The sequence below is a fragment of the Cupriavidus ulmosensis genome (assembly GCF_977008105.1).
Genome location: NZ_CDRMWP010000001.1, coordinates 3,480,447 through 3,495,372 on the forward strand (window position 1 = coordinate 3,480,447; position 14,926 = coordinate 3,495,372).

The 14,926-nt window shown below is 68.1% G+C and carries 15 protein-coding genes; 5 read left to right on the forward strand and 10 right to left on the reverse strand.

The window, feature by feature from the left end; all coding sequences use genetic code 11:
• Positions 1–126: 126 nt before the first annotated feature.
• Genes lptF through ACWTPI_RS16025 form a run of 3 tightly spaced genes read left to right on the forward strand, consistent with a single transcriptional unit; the run spans position 127 to position 2,793 of the window.
• Positions 127–1,248 (forward strand): LPS export ABC transporter permease LptF, encoded by a 1,122-nt coding sequence (gene lptF, locus ACWTPI_RS16015; RefSeq protein WP_020206992.1) that lies wholly within the window; start codon positions 127–129, stop codon positions 1,246–1,248.
• Entirely contained in the window at positions 1,245–2,399 is a 1,155-nt protein-coding gene (gene lptG / locus ACWTPI_RS16020; protein ID WP_020206993.1) for an LPS export ABC transporter permease LptG, read from the forward strand. Before lptF ends, lptG begins: the two co-directional genes overlap by 4 nt.
• 7 nt (positions 2,400–2,406) lie before the next feature.
• Entirely contained in the window at positions 2,407–2,793 is a 387-nt protein-coding gene (locus tag ACWTPI_RS16025) for a sirohydrochlorin chelatase (RefSeq protein ID WP_454732143.1), read from the forward strand.
• A gap of 808 nt (positions 2,794–3,601) precedes the next feature.
• On the opposite strand, the gene cobA is transcribed toward ACWTPI_RS16025, so the two are convergent.
• The 7 genes from cobA to ACWTPI_RS16060 form a co-directional block, all read right to left on the reverse strand.
• On the reverse strand, positions 3,602–4,351 hold the full coding sequence (gene cobA / locus ACWTPI_RS16030; protein ID WP_454732144.1) for a uroporphyrinogen-III C-methyltransferase: 750 nt from the start codon (positions 4,349–4,351) through the stop codon (positions 3,602–3,604).
• Positions 4,352–4,391: 40 nt separating this feature from the next.
• Positions 4,392–5,696: a sulfate adenylyltransferase subunit 1 gene (locus ACWTPI_RS16035; protein WP_020206376.1), complete on the reverse strand. Its 1,305-nt coding sequence runs from the start codon at positions 5,694–5,696 to the stop codon at positions 4,392–4,394.
• Between the two features lie 138 nt (positions 5,697–5,834).
• Positions 5,835–6,797, reverse strand: a complete 963-nt coding sequence (gene cysD, locus ACWTPI_RS16040; protein WP_020206375.1) for a sulfate adenylyltransferase subunit CysD — start codon at positions 6,795–6,797, stop codon at positions 5,835–5,837.
• A 13-nt stretch (positions 6,798–6,810) separates the two neighbouring features.
• Complete coding sequence (locus ACWTPI_RS16045; protein ID WP_020206374.1) at positions 6,811–7,647, reverse strand: phosphoadenylyl-sulfate reductase; 837 nt, start codon at positions 7,645–7,647, stop codon at positions 6,811–6,813.
• Positions 7,644–8,228, reverse strand: coding sequence for a DUF934 domain-containing protein (locus ACWTPI_RS16050; protein WP_454732145.1), 585 nt, complete (start codon positions 8,226–8,228; stop codon positions 7,644–7,646). The genes ACWTPI_RS16045 and ACWTPI_RS16050 overlap by 4 nt, the downstream gene beginning before the upstream one ends.
• An 18-nt stretch (positions 8,229–8,246) precedes the next feature.
• Positions 8,247–9,926 carry a nitrite/sulfite reductase gene (locus ACWTPI_RS16055; RefSeq protein ID WP_454732146.1) on the reverse strand — a complete coding sequence of 560 codons (1,680 nt, stop codon included), beginning with the start codon at positions 9,924–9,926 and terminating at the stop codon, positions 8,247–8,249.
• A gap of 46 nt (positions 9,927–9,972) precedes the next feature.
• Positions 9,973–10,746 (reverse strand): sulfite exporter TauE/SafE family protein, encoded by a 774-nt coding sequence (locus ACWTPI_RS16060; RefSeq protein WP_454732147.1) that lies wholly within the window; start codon positions 10,744–10,746, stop codon positions 9,973–9,975.
• A gap of 155 nt (positions 10,747–10,901) precedes the next feature.
• Here ACWTPI_RS16060 and ACWTPI_RS16065 point away from each other — a divergent pair, with 155 nt between their 5' ends.
• Both ACWTPI_RS16065 and ACWTPI_RS16070 read left to right on the forward strand, forming a co-directional pair.
• A complete protein-coding gene (locus tag ACWTPI_RS16065; RefSeq protein WP_020206370.1) occupies positions 10,902–11,843 on the forward strand; it encodes a CysB family HTH-type transcriptional regulator in 942 nt (313 codons plus the stop codon).
• Positions 11,844–11,969: 126 nt separating this feature from the next.
• A complete protein-coding gene (locus tag ACWTPI_RS16070) occupies positions 11,970–13,121 on the forward strand; it encodes a methyltransferase (protein WP_454732148.1) in 1,152 nt (383 codons plus the stop codon).
• A gap of 62 nt (positions 13,122–13,183) precedes the next feature.
• Here ACWTPI_RS16070 and ACWTPI_RS16075 read toward each other — a convergent pair whose 3' ends face one another.
• From ACWTPI_RS16075 to ACWTPI_RS16085, 3 genes are all read right to left on the reverse strand, one after another.
• On the reverse strand, positions 13,184–13,549 hold the full coding sequence (locus tag ACWTPI_RS16075; protein ID WP_029044314.1) for a response regulator: 366 nt from the start codon (positions 13,547–13,549) through the stop codon (positions 13,184–13,186).
• 22 nt (positions 13,550–13,571) lie between these two features.
• Complete coding sequence (locus ACWTPI_RS16080; protein WP_454732149.1) at positions 13,572–14,123, reverse strand: hypothetical protein; 552 nt, start codon at positions 14,121–14,123, stop codon at positions 13,572–13,574.
• Positions 14,124–14,186: 63 nt separating this feature from the next.
• Entirely contained in the window at positions 14,187–14,909 is a 723-nt protein-coding gene (locus ACWTPI_RS16085; protein ID WP_020206366.1) for a methyl-accepting chemotaxis protein, read from the reverse strand.
• Positions 14,910–14,926: the final 17 nt, after the last annotated feature.

Genomic DNA, 14,926 nt, shown 5'->3' on the forward strand with positions numbered 1-14,926 from the left:
TCCAGGGGCTCGTCCAAAGAAAGCCCCTATTATCCGCGATTTGCTGCCGCCGGTCCGCTATCCTGACTAGCAAGCCAACCGGCGCACCATCGCCCGCGCCGGCCGGCAGTCCGGAACCGACAACGCATGATCTTTCAACAAGCCCTGCGTCGCGAGCTCGCCTACACCGCCGGCGCGGTGTTCCTGGTCATGCTGACCTTCATGCTGACCTCGCTCGTGATCCGCATCCTTGGCATGGCCGCCAACGGGCAGGCCAGCCCGAACGACGTCCTGATGCTGATCGGCCTGGCCACCATCGGCTACCTGTCCATCCTGCTGTCGGCCACGCTGTTCATCTCCACCCTGATCGTGCTCACGCGCTGGTACAAGGATTCGGAGATGGTGGTGTGGTTCTCGGCCGGCATCTCGCTGCGCGACCTGGTCAAGCCGGTGCTGCAGTTCGCCGCGCCGTTCATCGTCATGTCGCTGCTGCTGGGCATGTTCGCGTGGCCGTGGGCCAACCAGCAGAGCGCGCTGTTCCGCGACCGCTTCGAGCAGCGCGGCGTGCTGTCGATGATCGCCGCGGGGCGCTTCATCGAGCCGGCCAAGGCCAACTACGTGCTGTTCATCGAAAGCATCGACGCCGACATGACCCACGCGCGCAACGTCTTCGTGGCCAGCGCGGAAGCGGGCAAGATCGGCGTGTCGCTGGCCCACCAGGGCCAGTTCCGCACCATGCCCAACGGCGACCGCCTGGTGGTGATGGAGAACGGCCGCCGCTACACCGGCCTGCCCGGCAAGCTGGACTACCGCATCGTCGAGTTCGACCAGTACGCGGTGAAGGTGGACAACAAACCCCCCGCGAGCGAGGCCGACCTGCCCACCAAGAGCCGTGACACCATCGACCTGCTGCGCAACCGCAGCAACGAGAACCTGGGCGAGCTGCTGTGGCGCCTGTCGCTGCCGCTGCTGGCCTTCAACTTCGTGCTGATCGCCATTCCGCTGGCCTACGTCAACCCGCGCCTGGGCCGCTATACGCCGCTGGTGTTCGCGGTGCTGATCTACCTGACCTACAGCAACCTGATCAATCTCTCGCAGGCCTGGGTGCGCTCGGGCTCGATCCCGTTCGCGCTGGCCTGGTGGCCGTTCCACCTGATCGCGCTGCTGGGCGCGGTGATGCTGTTCCGCTACCGCCAGAACATCAGCCTGGGCGGCTGGCGCGCCGTGCTCGGCCTGCCGCGCAAGGCGCCGAAGGGAGGCCGGGCATGAGGTTCCTGCGCGTCTACGAGCGCTACTTCGGCCGCCTGATCTACGGCGTCTTCGCCTTCATCCTGTTCGCCGTGCTGGCGCTGTTCGTGTTCTTCGACATGCTCAGCGAGCTGGAGAGCGTGGCCGGCAGCTACACCTCGCTGGTGGCGTTCTTCCACGTCATCCTGCAGGCGCCCACGCGCATCTACGAGGTGCTGCCGATCGCGGTGCTGATCAGCGCGATCTACGTGTTCTCGCAACTGGCCAGCCAGTCCGAGTACACCATCTTCCGCGTGGCCGGCCTCAACACCCGGCAGGCGCTGTTCTCGCTGTTCAAGCTGGCGATCCCGCTGGCCATCGCCACCTTCATCTTCGGCGAGTTCATCGGCCCGCAGGCCGAGCAGTACGCGCAGAAGGTCAAGCTGGAGGCGCTCGGCGCCACGGTGTCGGCCGGCTTCCGCTCGGGCGTGTGGGTCAAGGACCGCGACCGCGACGCCGCCCGCGGCCACGAGGTCACGCGCTTCGTCAACGTGGTCGGCCTGCGCCCCGACCAGAGCATCACCGGCGTCACCATCTACGAATTCGACGAGCAGTACCGCCTGAGCGTGATCCGCGTGGCCAGGGAAGGCCGCTACCAGGGCGGCCAGTCGTGGCAGCTCAGCGGCGTCACCGAGACCCACTTCCTGGAACTGCCGCGCGGCGAGCCCGGCAAGGCCGACACGCTGGCCCCGGTGTTCCGCGGCGAGCAGAAGACCGTGCCCAGCATGACCATGCGCTCGGAGCTCACGCCGCAGATCCTGTCGGTGCTGCTGGTGGAGCCGGAACGCATGTCCACGCTCGACCTGTTCCGCTACATCCGCCACCTGCGCGACAACAAGCAGGACACGCAGCGCTACGAGATCGCCTTCTGGAAAAAGGTGGTGTACCCGCTCACGCTGTTCGTGATGGTGGCGCTGGCCCTGCCCTTCGCCTACCTGCACGCGCGCGCCGGCGCGGTGGGCGTGAAGGTGTTCGGCGGCATCATGCTGGGGCTGTCCTTCCACCTGTCCAACACGCTGTTCTCGCACGTGGGCCTGCTGCACACCTGGCCGCCGATCGTCTCGGCGCTGATCCCCGGTACGCTGTACCTGCTGGTGGCGCTCGGCGCATTGCGCTGGGTCGACCGGCACTAGACGCGCCATGAACACCCCAGCCACTCCCGCCAAGGCCCTGGTCCTGTTCGGCCACGGCGCGCGCGACGCGCGCTGGCGCGAACCGTTCGACCGCCTCCACGCCAAGCTGGCGGCGGCGCTGCCCGGCAGCGCGGTACGCCTGGCCTTCCTCGAACTGATGACCCCATCCCTGCCCGACGCGCTGGCCGAACTGGCCGGCAGCGGCGTGGCGGACATCACCGTGGTGCCGGTGTTCTTCGGCCAGGGCGGCCATCTGCGGCGCGACTTGCCGGTGCTGCTGGATGATTGCCGGCGGCGCCATCCCGGTGTGGAGATTCGCTGCGCGACGGCTGTGGGGGAGGTTGAGGGGGTGTTGGATGCGGTTGTTGCTTATTGTGTGGGGGTAGGCGGGTAAGGAGCCGGTTGAGTCCTTGTTCGGGCTATTGTGGGCCTGGCGGCTCGGGCGGTTGTTGGTGCTTGAACCCAAAGGCCGTATGACATCCCCGCTGCGCGGGGCTGCCAGTCACTTTCTTTTGTCTGAAAAGAAAGTAACCAAAGAAAGCAGACCCCTTGCAGGGGGGCTGGGCGCTCAGACCTTATGTCTGGTGGTGGTTTCGTGGTGCGGGCGTTGGCTTCGATGAGACTGCTGACGCTACCGGTTCGCTCGCCTGCGACATCGCGAGTGGTGTTCGATTCGTGGTGGCGCTGCATGATGGCGTCGGCCCAGGCCCTTCAGGCTGCTGCCGCGACCGGGGCGGATGCACACGGCATAGGGACGGTGCTGGTTTCGTGGTGGGCGCAGTGGCCCCGTTCCAGCAACCCAGCACACCCGCGTGGGGTCCACCGCGCCCACCACGAAACCAGCGCCGGTGCTACGCCGTGACCGCCAGCACCGGTAACGGCAGATGCCCGAACCAGCGGTGCGCCCGCCATCATAGGTCTGACCACGAAACCACTACAGCCAGCAGTGTCGTGGCCGCTCGCACTGGTAACGGCAGATGCACGCAGAACCACCGGCCCCACCACGAAACCAGAAACACTAGAAACCCCAACGTTTCTGCCCCTGCCGGCCAGGCAGCCCGCTTTCTTTGCCTACTTTCTTTTCGGGGAAAAGAAAGTAGGTCGCTCCGGGGGAGCGAAAGCCTTTGAATTTAAGCCTTTGAATTTAAGCTTTTGACTTCGACGTTAAGCAGTTGAAGTTGAAGCAAAAACCCCAACTCCCCCTATGCCGCCCGCGTAACCCCCTCCACCCGCACCCCCTCTGTCCCCCTCCTCCCCAACGCCTCCCCGATCATCAACAAACTGGGCTGCGCCGGATCAATCCACGCTGCCGCCTCGCCCGCCGCCATCTGCCGCAGCGTGAACTCCCGGCTGCGCTGGCGCGGCGAGGTGGCCGCCTCGACCACCCACGCGGGGGTGGAGGCCGGCTTGCCGTGGGCAATGAGCTGCGCGGCGATGGCCGCCGCCTGGTCGCGCCCCATGTAGTACACCAGCGTATCGGCCTTCACGTCGGCTTCCACGTCGATGGTGTCGGCGGCCTTGCTCTGCGTGGCGAAGGCGACGCTGCGCGCCACGCCGCGCTTGGTCAGCGGCTTGCGGATGGCGGACGCGGCCGCCAGCGCGGCGGTGATGCCGGGCACGATCTCGTACTCGATGCCGGCTGCCTCCAGCGCCTGCAGCTCCTCGTCGGCGCGGCCGAACAGCATCGGGTCGCCGCCCTTGAGGCGGACCACGCGCTCATGCTTGCCGGCCATGTCGACGATCTGGCGGTTGATGAACAACTGCGCGGTGGAGCGCTGGCCGCAGCGTTTGCCGACTTCCACCAGTTGCGCCTGCGGGCACCACGCCAGCATCTCGGGCGACACCAGCGCGTCGTGCAGCACCACCTGGGCTTCGCCCAAAAGCCGTGCACCGCGCACCGTAATGAGGTCCGCGGCGCCGGGACCCGCGCCGATCAGATAGACCTTGCCCATGACTTGCTCCTTGACCTTCGCCTGCTTGTCCGATACCCGCTCAGGCGAATGCACGGATCATGCCCGCCGCCACCGTATGGTTGGTGGCTTCGTCGATCAGCACGAACGCGCCGGTGGCCGGGTTGTCGCCGTAGGCATCGCACACGATGGGCTTCTGCAGCGAGAGCTGCACCGAGCCGATGTCGTTGAGGCGGATGTCGCGGCGGCCGGTCTCGTGCGACAGCGTGTGCACGTCCAGCACGCGGTCCACCGACGCCACGCGCGCGAACACGGTGGCCGTGGTGTGCTTGAGCACGTACTTGCGCGCCGGGTTGAGCGATTCGTCGTCGAACCAGCACAGGTCGGCGGTCAGCTTCTTGGCCGAGACGCTGTCCGCGCCGGCGGCGACGAACATGTCACCGCGTGATACATCCACGTCCTCGGACAGGCGCACCGTGACGGTCTCGCCCACGCTGGCCGCTTCCGCCACGCCGTTGGGCGTGAGCACCTCGGCCACCACCGCGTCGCGGTTGGCAGGCAGCACGCGCAGCTTCTGGCCCACGCGCACGGTACCGGCCTCGACGCGGCCGGCGTAGCCGCGGAAATCGTCGGCCTGGGCGCCGTCCTGGCGGATCACCAGCTGCACCGGGAAACGCAGCGCGGCGTCGCCCTCGGGCGCGGGCTCTTCCACCGGCAGCGCTTCGAGCAGCGGCAGCAGCGGCTCGCCGGCGTACCACGGCATGGCCTGGCTGGCATGCACGATGTTGTCGCCGCGCAGCGCCGAGACCGGCACGTAGCGCACGTCCTTGAGGCCAAGCTGGCCGGCCAGCTCGGTGTAGGCGTTGCGGATCTGGTCGAAGCGCTCCTCGCTGTACTCGATCAGGTCCATCTTGTTGATGGCCACGATCACGTGCTGGATCTCCAGCAGCTTGAGGATGGCCGAATGGCGCTTGGTCTGGGCCAGCAGCTCGGCGCGGCCGTCGTTGACGCTCACGCGGGTGGCGTCGACCAGCACGATGGCGGCATGCGCGGTGGACGCGCCCGTCACCATGTTGCGGGTGTACTGCTCGTGCCCCGGCGTGTCCGCGATGATGAACTTGCGGCGCGCGGTGGAGAAGTAGCGGTAGGCCACGTCGATGGTGATGCCCTGCTCGCGCTCGGCCTCGAGGCCGTCGGTCAGCAGCGAGAAATCGATCTGCTCGCCGGCGGTGCGCTTGTTCTTGGCATTGGTCAGCGCGGTCAGCTGGTCCGACAATACGGCCTTGCTGTCGTACAGCAGGCGGCCGATCAGCGTGCTCTTGCCGTCGTCGACCGAGCCGGCGGTGATGAAGCGCAGCAGGCCTTGGTGTGATGCTTGGGTGCTCATGTTCAGATCCTTTGTTTCCCCCGGGGCGCTCGCTCCGGCGCAGATGCGGGAGGCGGCGTCAGGCGCGCGGGGGCGACGTGTGCATCGGTGCACGGGCACCCGCGCAACGGCGCGATGTGCCCGCGTATGCGTCCGGTGTCAGAAGTAGCCTTCTTTCTTGCGGCGTTCCATCGACGCTTCGCTGGTCTGGTCGTCCATGCGCGTGGCGCCGCGCTCGGTGATCTCGGTCACGGCCGTCTCGGCGATGATCTCGATCGGCGAAGCCGCCACGCTGGCCACCGGGCAGGTGCAGCTGATGTCGCCCACGGTGCGGAAGCGCACCGACAGCACTTCGCTCACGTCGCCGTCCTGCTTGGGTGTGATCGGCGTGACCGGCACCAGCAGGCCGTTCTTGCGCACCACTTCGCGCTCGTGCGCGTAGTAGATCGGCGGCAGCGCCAGCTCCTCGCGGGCGATGTACTGCCACACGTCCAGCTCGGTCCAGTTGGAGATCGGGAACACGCGCATCTGCTCGCCGGGCGCCATGCGGGCGTTGTACAGGCTCCACAGCTCGGGGCGCTGGGCCTTGGGGTCCCACTGGCCGAACTCGTCGCGGAACGAGAAGATGCGTTCCTTGGCGCGCGCCTTTTCCTCGTCGCGGCGGGCGCCGCCCATCAGCGCGTCGTACTTGTGCGCCTCGATGGTTTCCAGCAGCGTCACGGCCTGGGCCGCGTTGCGCGAGTCGGTTTCCTTGCGCAGGCGCACGGTGCCGCGCTTGATCGAGTCTTCCACGTGGCCCACCACCAGGCGCGCGCCGAGCTCGGCCACGCGCTGGTCGCGGAAGGCGATCACTTCCGGATAGTTGTGGCCGGTGTCGATGTGCACTAGCGGGAACGGCAGCTCGGTCTTGCGCTCGCCGAGGCGGAAGGCCTTGAGCGCCAGGTGCAGCATGACGATGGAATCCTTGCCGCCCGAGAACAGCAGGGCCGGGTTGCGGCACTCCGCCACCACCTCGCGGATGATGTAGATGGATTCCGCCTCGAGCTTGTCGAGATGGTCGTTCTGTACCTGCAGCAGGTGCGCCACGTCCGGCGCGCCCTTCAGTTCGTTCATGATGCCCATGTCGTTCTCGGCCTCAATGCTTGATGTTCTGTTCGTGTAGCCCGCACTCTTTCGAGTCGCGGCTTTCCCACCACCACCGCCCGGCGCGCACATCCTCGCCGGCGCGCACCGCGCGCGTACACGGCTCGCAGCCGATGCTGGGATAGCCCTTGGCATGCAGCGCGTTGACTGGCACGCCGTGGCGCTTCAGGTAGGCCCACACCTCGGCCTCGGTCCAGTCGGCCAGCGGGTTGAACTTGGGGATGCCGCGCGCCTCGTCGATTTCCTCGAGCGGCAGCTCGGCGCGCGTGACCGCCTGCTCGCGGCGCTGGCCGGTCAGCCAGGCGTCGGCGTGCGACAGCGCGCGGTTCAGCGGCTCCACCTTGCGGATGCCGCAGCAGCTCTTGCGCAGGTCCACGCTGTCGTAGATGGCGTTCAGGCCGTTCTTCTTCAGGTAGTTCTCGATGGCCTCGGCGTCCGGCGTGAACTGCTCGATGTCGTAGCCGTAGTGCGCCTTGACCGCGTCCAGCACGGCCAGCGTCTCGGCGTGCAGGCGGCCGGTCTGCAGCGTGAACACGCGGATGCCGGCGCGCACGGCTTCGCCGCCGCGCAGGATGGCGTCGGTCACGACCATGTCCTCGGCGGCCAGGCTGGAGGCGAAGCGCGCGCGGAAGAAGCGCCCGGCGATGCCGGCCAGGCGCTGGCCCAGCTCGCGCTCCTTGGCTTCGAGGTCGGCGATGCTGCCGGTGTATTCGGGCGCCGTCCACAGCACGGGCGGGCGCAGCGACGACAGCGAAGCCTCGGCCTCGGGCGCATCGGCGCGCGGCGACAGCACGCTCACCGGCACCTCCACGATGGAGATCCCGTTCATGCCGTTTCCCTGCCCAGCGCTTCGGCGCGGTTGCGGCGGAACAGCGGCAGCGGTTCGTCCACCGACGCCTGGTAGGCCACGGTGAATTCCGTGAAGCCCTTGATGGCGTCCTCGATGTTCTTGTCGGCGCGCACGGCGAAGGTGTCGAAGCCGCAGCGCTTCATGAAGTTGAGCTGGTCGCGCAGCACGTCGCCGATGGCGCGCAGCTGCCCGGCCCAGTGGTAGCGCGTGCGCAGCAGGTAGGCGGTGGAGAAGCCGCGGCCGTCGCGGAACACCGGGAAGTCCACCGCCACCACGGACACGCTGGCGAACGCGGCCTGCGCGTCGGCGGGCTCGTCCTCGGGCGCCAGCCACACGCCGGTGATGTCGGCCGCGCGGCCGGCCAGCACGCCGTCCTTGTGCGCGAGCCACGCGGCGAGCGGGAACAGCACCTGGTCCTTGCCCTGCGCCGCGGCGGCGATCTGCTCGTCGGTCAGCGGCTGGCCTTCGGCGCCGCGCAGCACGGTCCAGGCATCGTCGAGGATGACCGGCACGGGGTTGGTGCCTTGCGCGCCGCGTTGCAGTTGAATGATCTTTGCCATGTCGTGTTTCTCCGGTGCTCAGGCTTCGGCGCGTTCGCGCTGCTTGTCCGCATAGACGCGTTCCTTGAACGGCGCGATGCCGACGCGGCCCAGCACGTCGATGAAGCGTTCGTCCTCGTGGCGGTTGGCCACGAAGGTGTCGATGATGCGCGACACCACGTCGGGCATTTCCTCGGCCTTGAACGACGGGCCGATCACCTTGCCGATGGCGCTGGCGTTGCCCTGCGCGCCGCCGAGCGTGACCTGGTACCACTCCTCGCCGTCCTTGTCGACGCCCAGCACGCCGATGTTGCCGACGTGGTGGTGGCCGCAGGCGTTGATGCAGCCCGAGATGTTCAGCGAGATCTCGCCGAGATCGTGCACGTAGTCGAGGTCGTCGAAGCGCTGCTGGATGGCCAGCGCGATGGGGATCGACTTGGCGTTGGCCAGCGAGCAGAAGTCGCCGCCCGGGCAGGCGATGATGTCGGTCAGCAGGCCCACGTTGGCGGTGGCCAGGCCGGCCTTCCTGGCTTCCTGCCACAGCGCGTGCAGGTCGCGCTTCTTCACGTCCGGCAGCACCAGGTTCTGTTCGTGCGCCACGCGCAACTCGCCGTAGCCGTAGCGGTCGGCGAGGTCGGCCACCAGCTCGATCTGCGCGTCGGTGGCGTCGCCCGGGGGCGAGACTACGCCCGGCTTGGTCGACAGCGTCACCGCCGCGTAGCCCGGCACCTTGTGCGGATGCACGCTGCGGCTCACCCAGCGGGCGAAGGCCTTGTCGTCCAGCAGGTGCTTTTCATAGGAAGCGTCGGTGTCGGCCAGCTTGTCGTAGGCGGGCGGCGCGAAGTACTGCGCCACGCGGTCGAACTCGGCCTGCGTGATGGTGGCCGGGCCGTCCTTGCTGAACTGCCATTCTTCCTCGACTTCCTGCGCGAACTTCTCCACGCCGATGGCCTTGACCAGGATCTTGATGCGCGCCTTGTACTTGTTGTCGCGGCGGCCATAGCGGTTGTACACGCGGATGGCCGATTCCACATACGACAGCAGGTGCTGCCACGGCAGGTCTTCCTTGATCACCGAACCGAGGATCGGGGTGCGGCCCAGGCCGCCGCCGGCCAGGATGCGCAGGCGCGTCTCGCCGTCGGCGTTCCGGTAGGCGTGGATGCCGATGTCGTGCATCTGCACCACCGCGCGGTCGTCGGCCGCGGCGGTGATGGCGATCTTGAACTTGCGCGGCAGGAAGGCGAATTCCGGCTGGAACGTGCTCCACTGGCGCAGCAGTTCGGCCAGCACGCGCGGGTCCAGCGACTCGTCCGGCGCGACGCCGGCGAACTGGTCGGTGGTGATGTTGCGCACGCAGTTGCCCGAGGTCTGGATGCCGTGCATTTCCACGCTGGCGAGGTCGGCCAGCACGTCGGGCACGCGCTCCAGGTCCATCCAGTTGTACTGGATGTTCTGGCGGGTGGAGAAATGGCCGTAGCCGCGGTCGTAGGTGCGCGCGATGTGGGCCAGCATGCGCATCTGCCGGCTCGACAGCAGGCCGTACGGAATCGCCACGCGCAGCATGTAGGCATGGCGCTGCATGTACAGGCCGTTCTGCAGCCGCAGCGGCAGGAACTCTTCCTCGCTCAGCTCGCCGGAGACGCGGCGGCGCACCTGGTCGCGGAACTGGGCCACGCGCTCGTTGACGATGCGCTGGTCGTATTGGTCGTACTGATACATGGTGTGGGTCCGTTCAGTATTCGGTGTATGCGGTAAGGCGTTGAATTCAGGAGACGAGCTTGATGGCGACCAGCGTCAGCGTGGTCGCCAGCGCGGCGCGCACCAGCCGCTCGGGCAGCGCCCGCGACAATTGCGCGCCCAGCCAGATGCCGGGGATCGAGCCCACCAGCAGCGACAGCAACAGACTCCAGTCCACGGTGCCGAGCCACACGTGGCCCAGCCCGGCCAGCGCCGTGAGCGGCACGGCGTAGGCAATGTCGGTGCCGGCCACTTCGGCCGGCTTCATCTTCGGGTAGAGCAGCAGGATCAGGGTGGCGCCCACGGCACCGGCGCCGATCGAGGACACCGTCACCAGCACGCCGATCACGGCGCCGACCAGCACGGTGGCCACGGCCTGGGCGCGGCCCTGGAGGTGGAAGCGCGGATTGCGGGCCAGCCAGTCCAGCATCTGCCTGCGGAACAGCAGCGACAGCACGGTCAGGATCACGGACACGCCGATGGCCATGCGGATTGCGTACAGCCACTGCGCATTCAGCTCGCCGGCGCTCTTGAGCACCAGGATGGCCGCCGCCGCCGCGGGCAGGCTGCCGATGCACAGGCGGCGCACCACCTGCCACTGCACGTGGCCGTGCGCGCGGTGCGCGAGCGTGCCGAAACCCTTGGTGATGGAGGCGAAAGCGAGGTCGGTGCCCACCGCGGTGGCCGGCGAGAAGCCGAACATCAGCGTGAGCAGCGGCGTCATGAGCGAGCCCCCTCCCACCCCGGTCAGACCGACGAGGACGCCTACTAGCAGACCGGAAACGGTATAGGCAAGGGACATGGGGCGCGCGCCGGGCCGGTGAGCGCCGCAGGCCGCCGGGAAGCCAGGCGCGCGCGGAGAATCCGACCATTCGTTAACAAAGTCCGAGAATCGTAATAAACTGGCCTCATATCTCAAACTAATAAGAAGTTGTTTGTTTATACGACGCCAGTTATATGAATCTGCACCAGTTCCGCTTTGTGCGTGAGGCAGTACGTCAGAACTACAACCTGACCGAAGCCGCAAAAGCGCTCTACACATCACAGCCGGGCGTATCCAAGGCCATCATCGAGCTCGAGGAAGAGCTCGGCGTGGACATCTTCACGCGCCACGGCAAGCGCATCCGCAGCCTGACCGAGCCGGGCCGGCGCATCCTGGTGTCGGTGGAGAAGATCCTGCAGGAAGTGGAGAGCCTCAAGCGCGTGGGCAAGGACTACGCCGCGCAGGACCAGGGCAACTTCACCATCGCCACCACCCACACGCAGGCGCGCTACGCGCTGCCGCGCGTGATCGCCGAGTTCACCAAGCGCTACCCCAAGGTGCGCCTTTCGATACAGCAGGGCAACCCGAGCCAGATCGCCGACATGGTGCTGCACGACCAGGCCGACCTCGCCATCGCCACCGAGGGCATCTCGGCGGACAAGAACCTGGTCTCGCTGCCCGGCTACCAGTGGCAGCATGTGGTGGTCACGCCACCCGACCACCCGCTGCTGGAAAAGAAGCACCTGGCGCTGGAAGACCTGATGGCCTACCCCATCATCACCTACGACCTCAACTTCGCCGGCCGGCCCAAGATCAACAAGGCCTTCGAGCTGCGCCACCTGGAGCCGGACATCATCCTCGAGGCCATCGACGCGGACGTCATCAAGACCTACGTGGAGATCGGCCTGGGCATCGGCATCGTGGCCGGGCTGGCCTACGACGCCGAACGCGACCGCAACCTGCGCGGCATTCCCGCCGGCCACCTGTTCGGCACCAACGTGACGCACCTGGCAGTCAAGCAGGGCGCCTACCTGCGCAGCTTCGTGTATACCTTCATCGAGCTGTTCTCGCCCACGCTGAACCGCAAGCTGGTGGAGCAGGCCATGTCCGGCGACCACGAAGCCTACGAACTCTGATTTCCCCAACGGCACCGGCCCGCCCGGTGCTGGCGGCGCGCCCCGGCCTGGCGCGCCCTGCCGATCCCCGCCTCCGCTCCTGCTCCCCGCGCGGGGCCGGCTTACCGAACCTGGCCTGAACCCGATATGACGAATCAAGTACAAAGCACCATCCACTGGACCGAAGACGGCGAAGAACGCAGCGCCAACTGGCGCTCCGAATCCAATATGCCGCCGCCCAGGCGCGTGGTCGTCGCCGACGACACCACCAGCGCCGACACCGCCTACCGGCTGGCCTGCGAAGGCACCGGCCTGCTCTGGCGCGGCGACTTCCAGAACGCCCGCCAGCTACTGCAGGCGCTGGCCCGGCGCGCCGACAAGCCCAAGAAGGCGCACCGCAACAAGGGCCAGGCCAAGCCCACCGCCACCGAGGCGTTCCACCTGCACCGCCAGGCCCAGTCCCAGCGCGCCCGCACGCTCGGCATGCTGCTGCTGCCGTTCGAGGCCGACCACAGCGTGCCGCTGCGCCGCGCGCCCGACGTGCGCGAAGCCTGCCTGGAAGCCCACGGTGAGGCCGACGCGCCCTACGTGGCCACCATGCGCGAACTGCTCGGCCTGATCGGCGCGCACGAATGGCGCAAGAAGGGCGTGGAGATCCCCGCGCTGGGCGAGCGCATCCATCCCTATTACGGCGTGTTCTCGCCGGTGCGCGGCGAATACATCGACCTCGTGGCCAAGGCCCAGCTGCCCGCCGGGGCCGCCGAGCTGGCCTTCGACATCGGCACCGGCACCGGCGTGCTGGCGGCCCTGCTGGCCCAGCGCGGCGTCAAGCGCGTGATCGCCACCGACCAGGACCCGCGCGCGCTGGCCTGCGCGCGCGACAACATCAAGCGCCTGCGCGCGGACGGCCAGGTCGAGGTCATCGAGGCCGACCTGTTCCCGCAAGGCCGCGCCGCGCTGGTGGTCTGCAACCCGCCGTGGGTGCCGGCGCGCGCCAACTCCCCGATCGAGCACGCCGTGTACGACCCGGACAGCCAGATGCTCAAGGGTTTCCTGGCGGGGCTGGCCGATCACCTCGAACCCGGCGGCGAAGGCTGGCTGCTGCTGTCGGACCTGGCCGAGCACCTTGGCCTGCGCACGCGCGAGGCGCTGCTGGGCTGGATCGACGCCGCCGGCCTCAAGGTGCTGGGGCGCCTGGAAGTCAAGCCGCACCACCCGAAGGCCGCCGATCCGGCCGATCCGCTGCACGCGGCGCGCGCGGCGGAAGTGACTTCGCTGTGGCGGCTGGGAGTGAAGTAAGCGCTTGAGCGCGGCAGGCCGCCGGGCGCGTCGCCGCGCGCCGGCGGCCCCAGGCCGGGTGCCTAGCCCGCCAGTTTCCGGAACGCGTCCAGCACCGCGTCGCCCTTGAACGGCTTGACGATCCAGCCCTTGACGCCGGCGGCCTTGCCGCGGTCCTTCATGGCCGGGCTGCTTTCGGTGGTCAGCATGACGATGTTCACGGTCTTGTTGCCGAGTTCGCCGCGGATCTTCTCCACCATCGTCAGGCCGTCCATATTGGGCATGTTGACGTCGCTGATCACCAGCCGGATGCCGGAGCCCGCCTTCATCTTGGCCAGGCCGTCCTTGCCGTCCACGGCGGTGTCGACCTCCAGCCCGTTCTTTCTCAGGAAGCCCGCCACTTCGTCGCGCACGGTGCCGGAGTCATCCACCACGAGAATCTTTGCCACTTTTTTCCCCTGTCTTGTTTGGTCAGAACAGTTCTAGTTCCCCGCCGCTTTCCTCGACGGCGTCTTCGTCCGCCACGAAGTCGAGCGGCGCGCTCGTAAACACGCACACCGTCGCGCCAAGCTGCACGGTGCCGTTGATCGAGACGTTGTACGCGGCGCGATAGTCCGGCTTCAGGCCGTCGAGGTGCGGCACGCAGTGCGCGCTCAGCACGTACGGCGTCGACATGCCCAGGTCCGGGAAATGGCGCAGCAGGTCCTGGTTGATGGCCCCGCAGCAGAGGTTGCCGGTTTCCACGAAGGCCTCGCGCAGCGCGCCCTGCGCGCCGTCGGGCATGAAATACGCGCGGGTCGCCTCGTCGTCCTCGAAATGCAGGACCAGCATCAGCCGGAACACCACCGACGAGATGGTCAGCACGACCACCTCCGCGTCGGCCCGGCCATGCGCGCGCTCGCCGGCCGAGCCCTTCGGCACGGGCGTGACGACGCAGGCGTCGCCGGCCTGCGCGGGCAGCCGCGACCGCGCCGCGCGGTGGAAAATGCGTTCGAAACTATGCTGTGCGCTGGAACTGATCACGTCGATGCCCGCTGTCCGATGCCGATTGCCCGATGACGATTGCCCGATCCCGTCCGTCCATGCTCAGTGCAGCCGCGCATGGAACTGGCTGGCCAGCGCCTCGACGCTGCTCAGCGACGCCGTGATCATCTTGCCGCCGGCCTGGATGTCCTGGAACGTGGCGGTGGTGGTGAGGTCGTTCTGGTGCAGGCTGTCGCTGTAGCTCTTGGACAGCGCCTCCGAGCGCGCGGCCAGCTCCCGAACCTCGCCGGCCACCACGGCGAAGCCGCGTCCCACCTGCCCCGCGCGCGCCGCCTCGATCGAGGCGTTGAGCGAGACGATCACCACGTGCCTGACGATCGACGACAGTTCCTGGTTCTGCTCGTGCATGGCCTGGTTGCGCGCCATCAGCGAGATCATCTGCTCGTGCCAGCGCTCGAAGGTGGCGGCCAGCCCGCGCAGGCGCCCGGCCTCGTCGGCGATGCGGCGGGCCTGGCCGGCCCACTGGTCGCGCTCGTCCTGCGCGGCCTTGAGCGCGGCGCGCTGGCCGTCGGCGGCCTCGGCCCGGCGGGCCGCTTCCTCGCGCAGCTGCTGCAGCTGCGCCTGCAGCGCCTGGGTTTCCTGCGCGGCGCGCGCGGCGTGCTCGCGCTGCCCGGCGCCGTCCCGGGTCAGCGCGTCGAGCCGCGCCTCGGTGTCGGCGCGCAGCCGCGCCAGCGCGCGCGCCTTGCACAAGCGGTGCGCCAGCAGCGCCGGCACCGCGGTTGCCACGCCGCCCGCGAGGGCGGCCAACAGATACAGTCCGATCACAAGCAATTCCTCTCGTT

Coding starts and splice junctions, on each gene's coding strand:
- lptF (WP_020206992.1), top strand. CDS start 127: ATGATCTTTCAACAAGCCCTGCGTCGCGAGCTCGCCTACACCGCCGGC.
- lptG (WP_020206993.1), top strand. CDS start 1,245: ATGAGGTTCCTGCGCGTCTACGAGCGCTACTTCGGCCGCCTGATCTAC.
- ACWTPI_RS16025 (WP_454732143.1), top strand. CDS start 2,407: ATGAACACCCCAGCCACTCCCGCCAAGGCCCTGGTCCTGTTCGGCCAC.
- cobA (WP_454732144.1), bottom strand. CDS start 4,351: ATGGGCAAGGTCTATCTGATCGGCGCGGGTCCCGGCGCCGCGGACCTC.
- ACWTPI_RS16035 (WP_020206376.1), bottom strand. CDS start 5,696: ATGAGCACCCAAGCATCACACCAAGGCCTGCTGCGCTTCATCACCGCC.
- cysD (WP_020206375.1), bottom strand. CDS start 6,797: ATGGGCATCATGAACGAACTGAAGGGCGCGCCGGACGTGGCGCACCTG.
- ACWTPI_RS16045 (WP_020206374.1), bottom strand. CDS start 7,647: ATGAACGGGATCTCCATCGTGGAGGTGCCGGTGAGCGTGCTGTCGCCG.
- ACWTPI_RS16050 (WP_454732145.1), bottom strand. CDS start 8,228: ATGGCAAAGATCATTCAACTGCAACGCGGCGCGCAAGGCACCAACCCC.
- ACWTPI_RS16055 (WP_454732146.1), bottom strand. CDS start 9,926: ATGTATCAGTACGACCAATACGACCAGCGCATCGTCAACGAGCGCGTG.
- ACWTPI_RS16060 (WP_454732147.1), bottom strand. CDS start 10,746: ATGTCCCTTGCCTATACCGTTTCCGGTCTGCTAGTAGGCGTCCTCGTC.
- ACWTPI_RS16065 (WP_020206370.1), top strand. CDS start 10,902: ATGAATCTGCACCAGTTCCGCTTTGTGCGTGAGGCAGTACGTCAGAAC.
- ACWTPI_RS16070 (WP_454732148.1), top strand. CDS start 11,970: ATGACGAATCAAGTACAAAGCACCATCCACTGGACCGAAGACGGCGAA.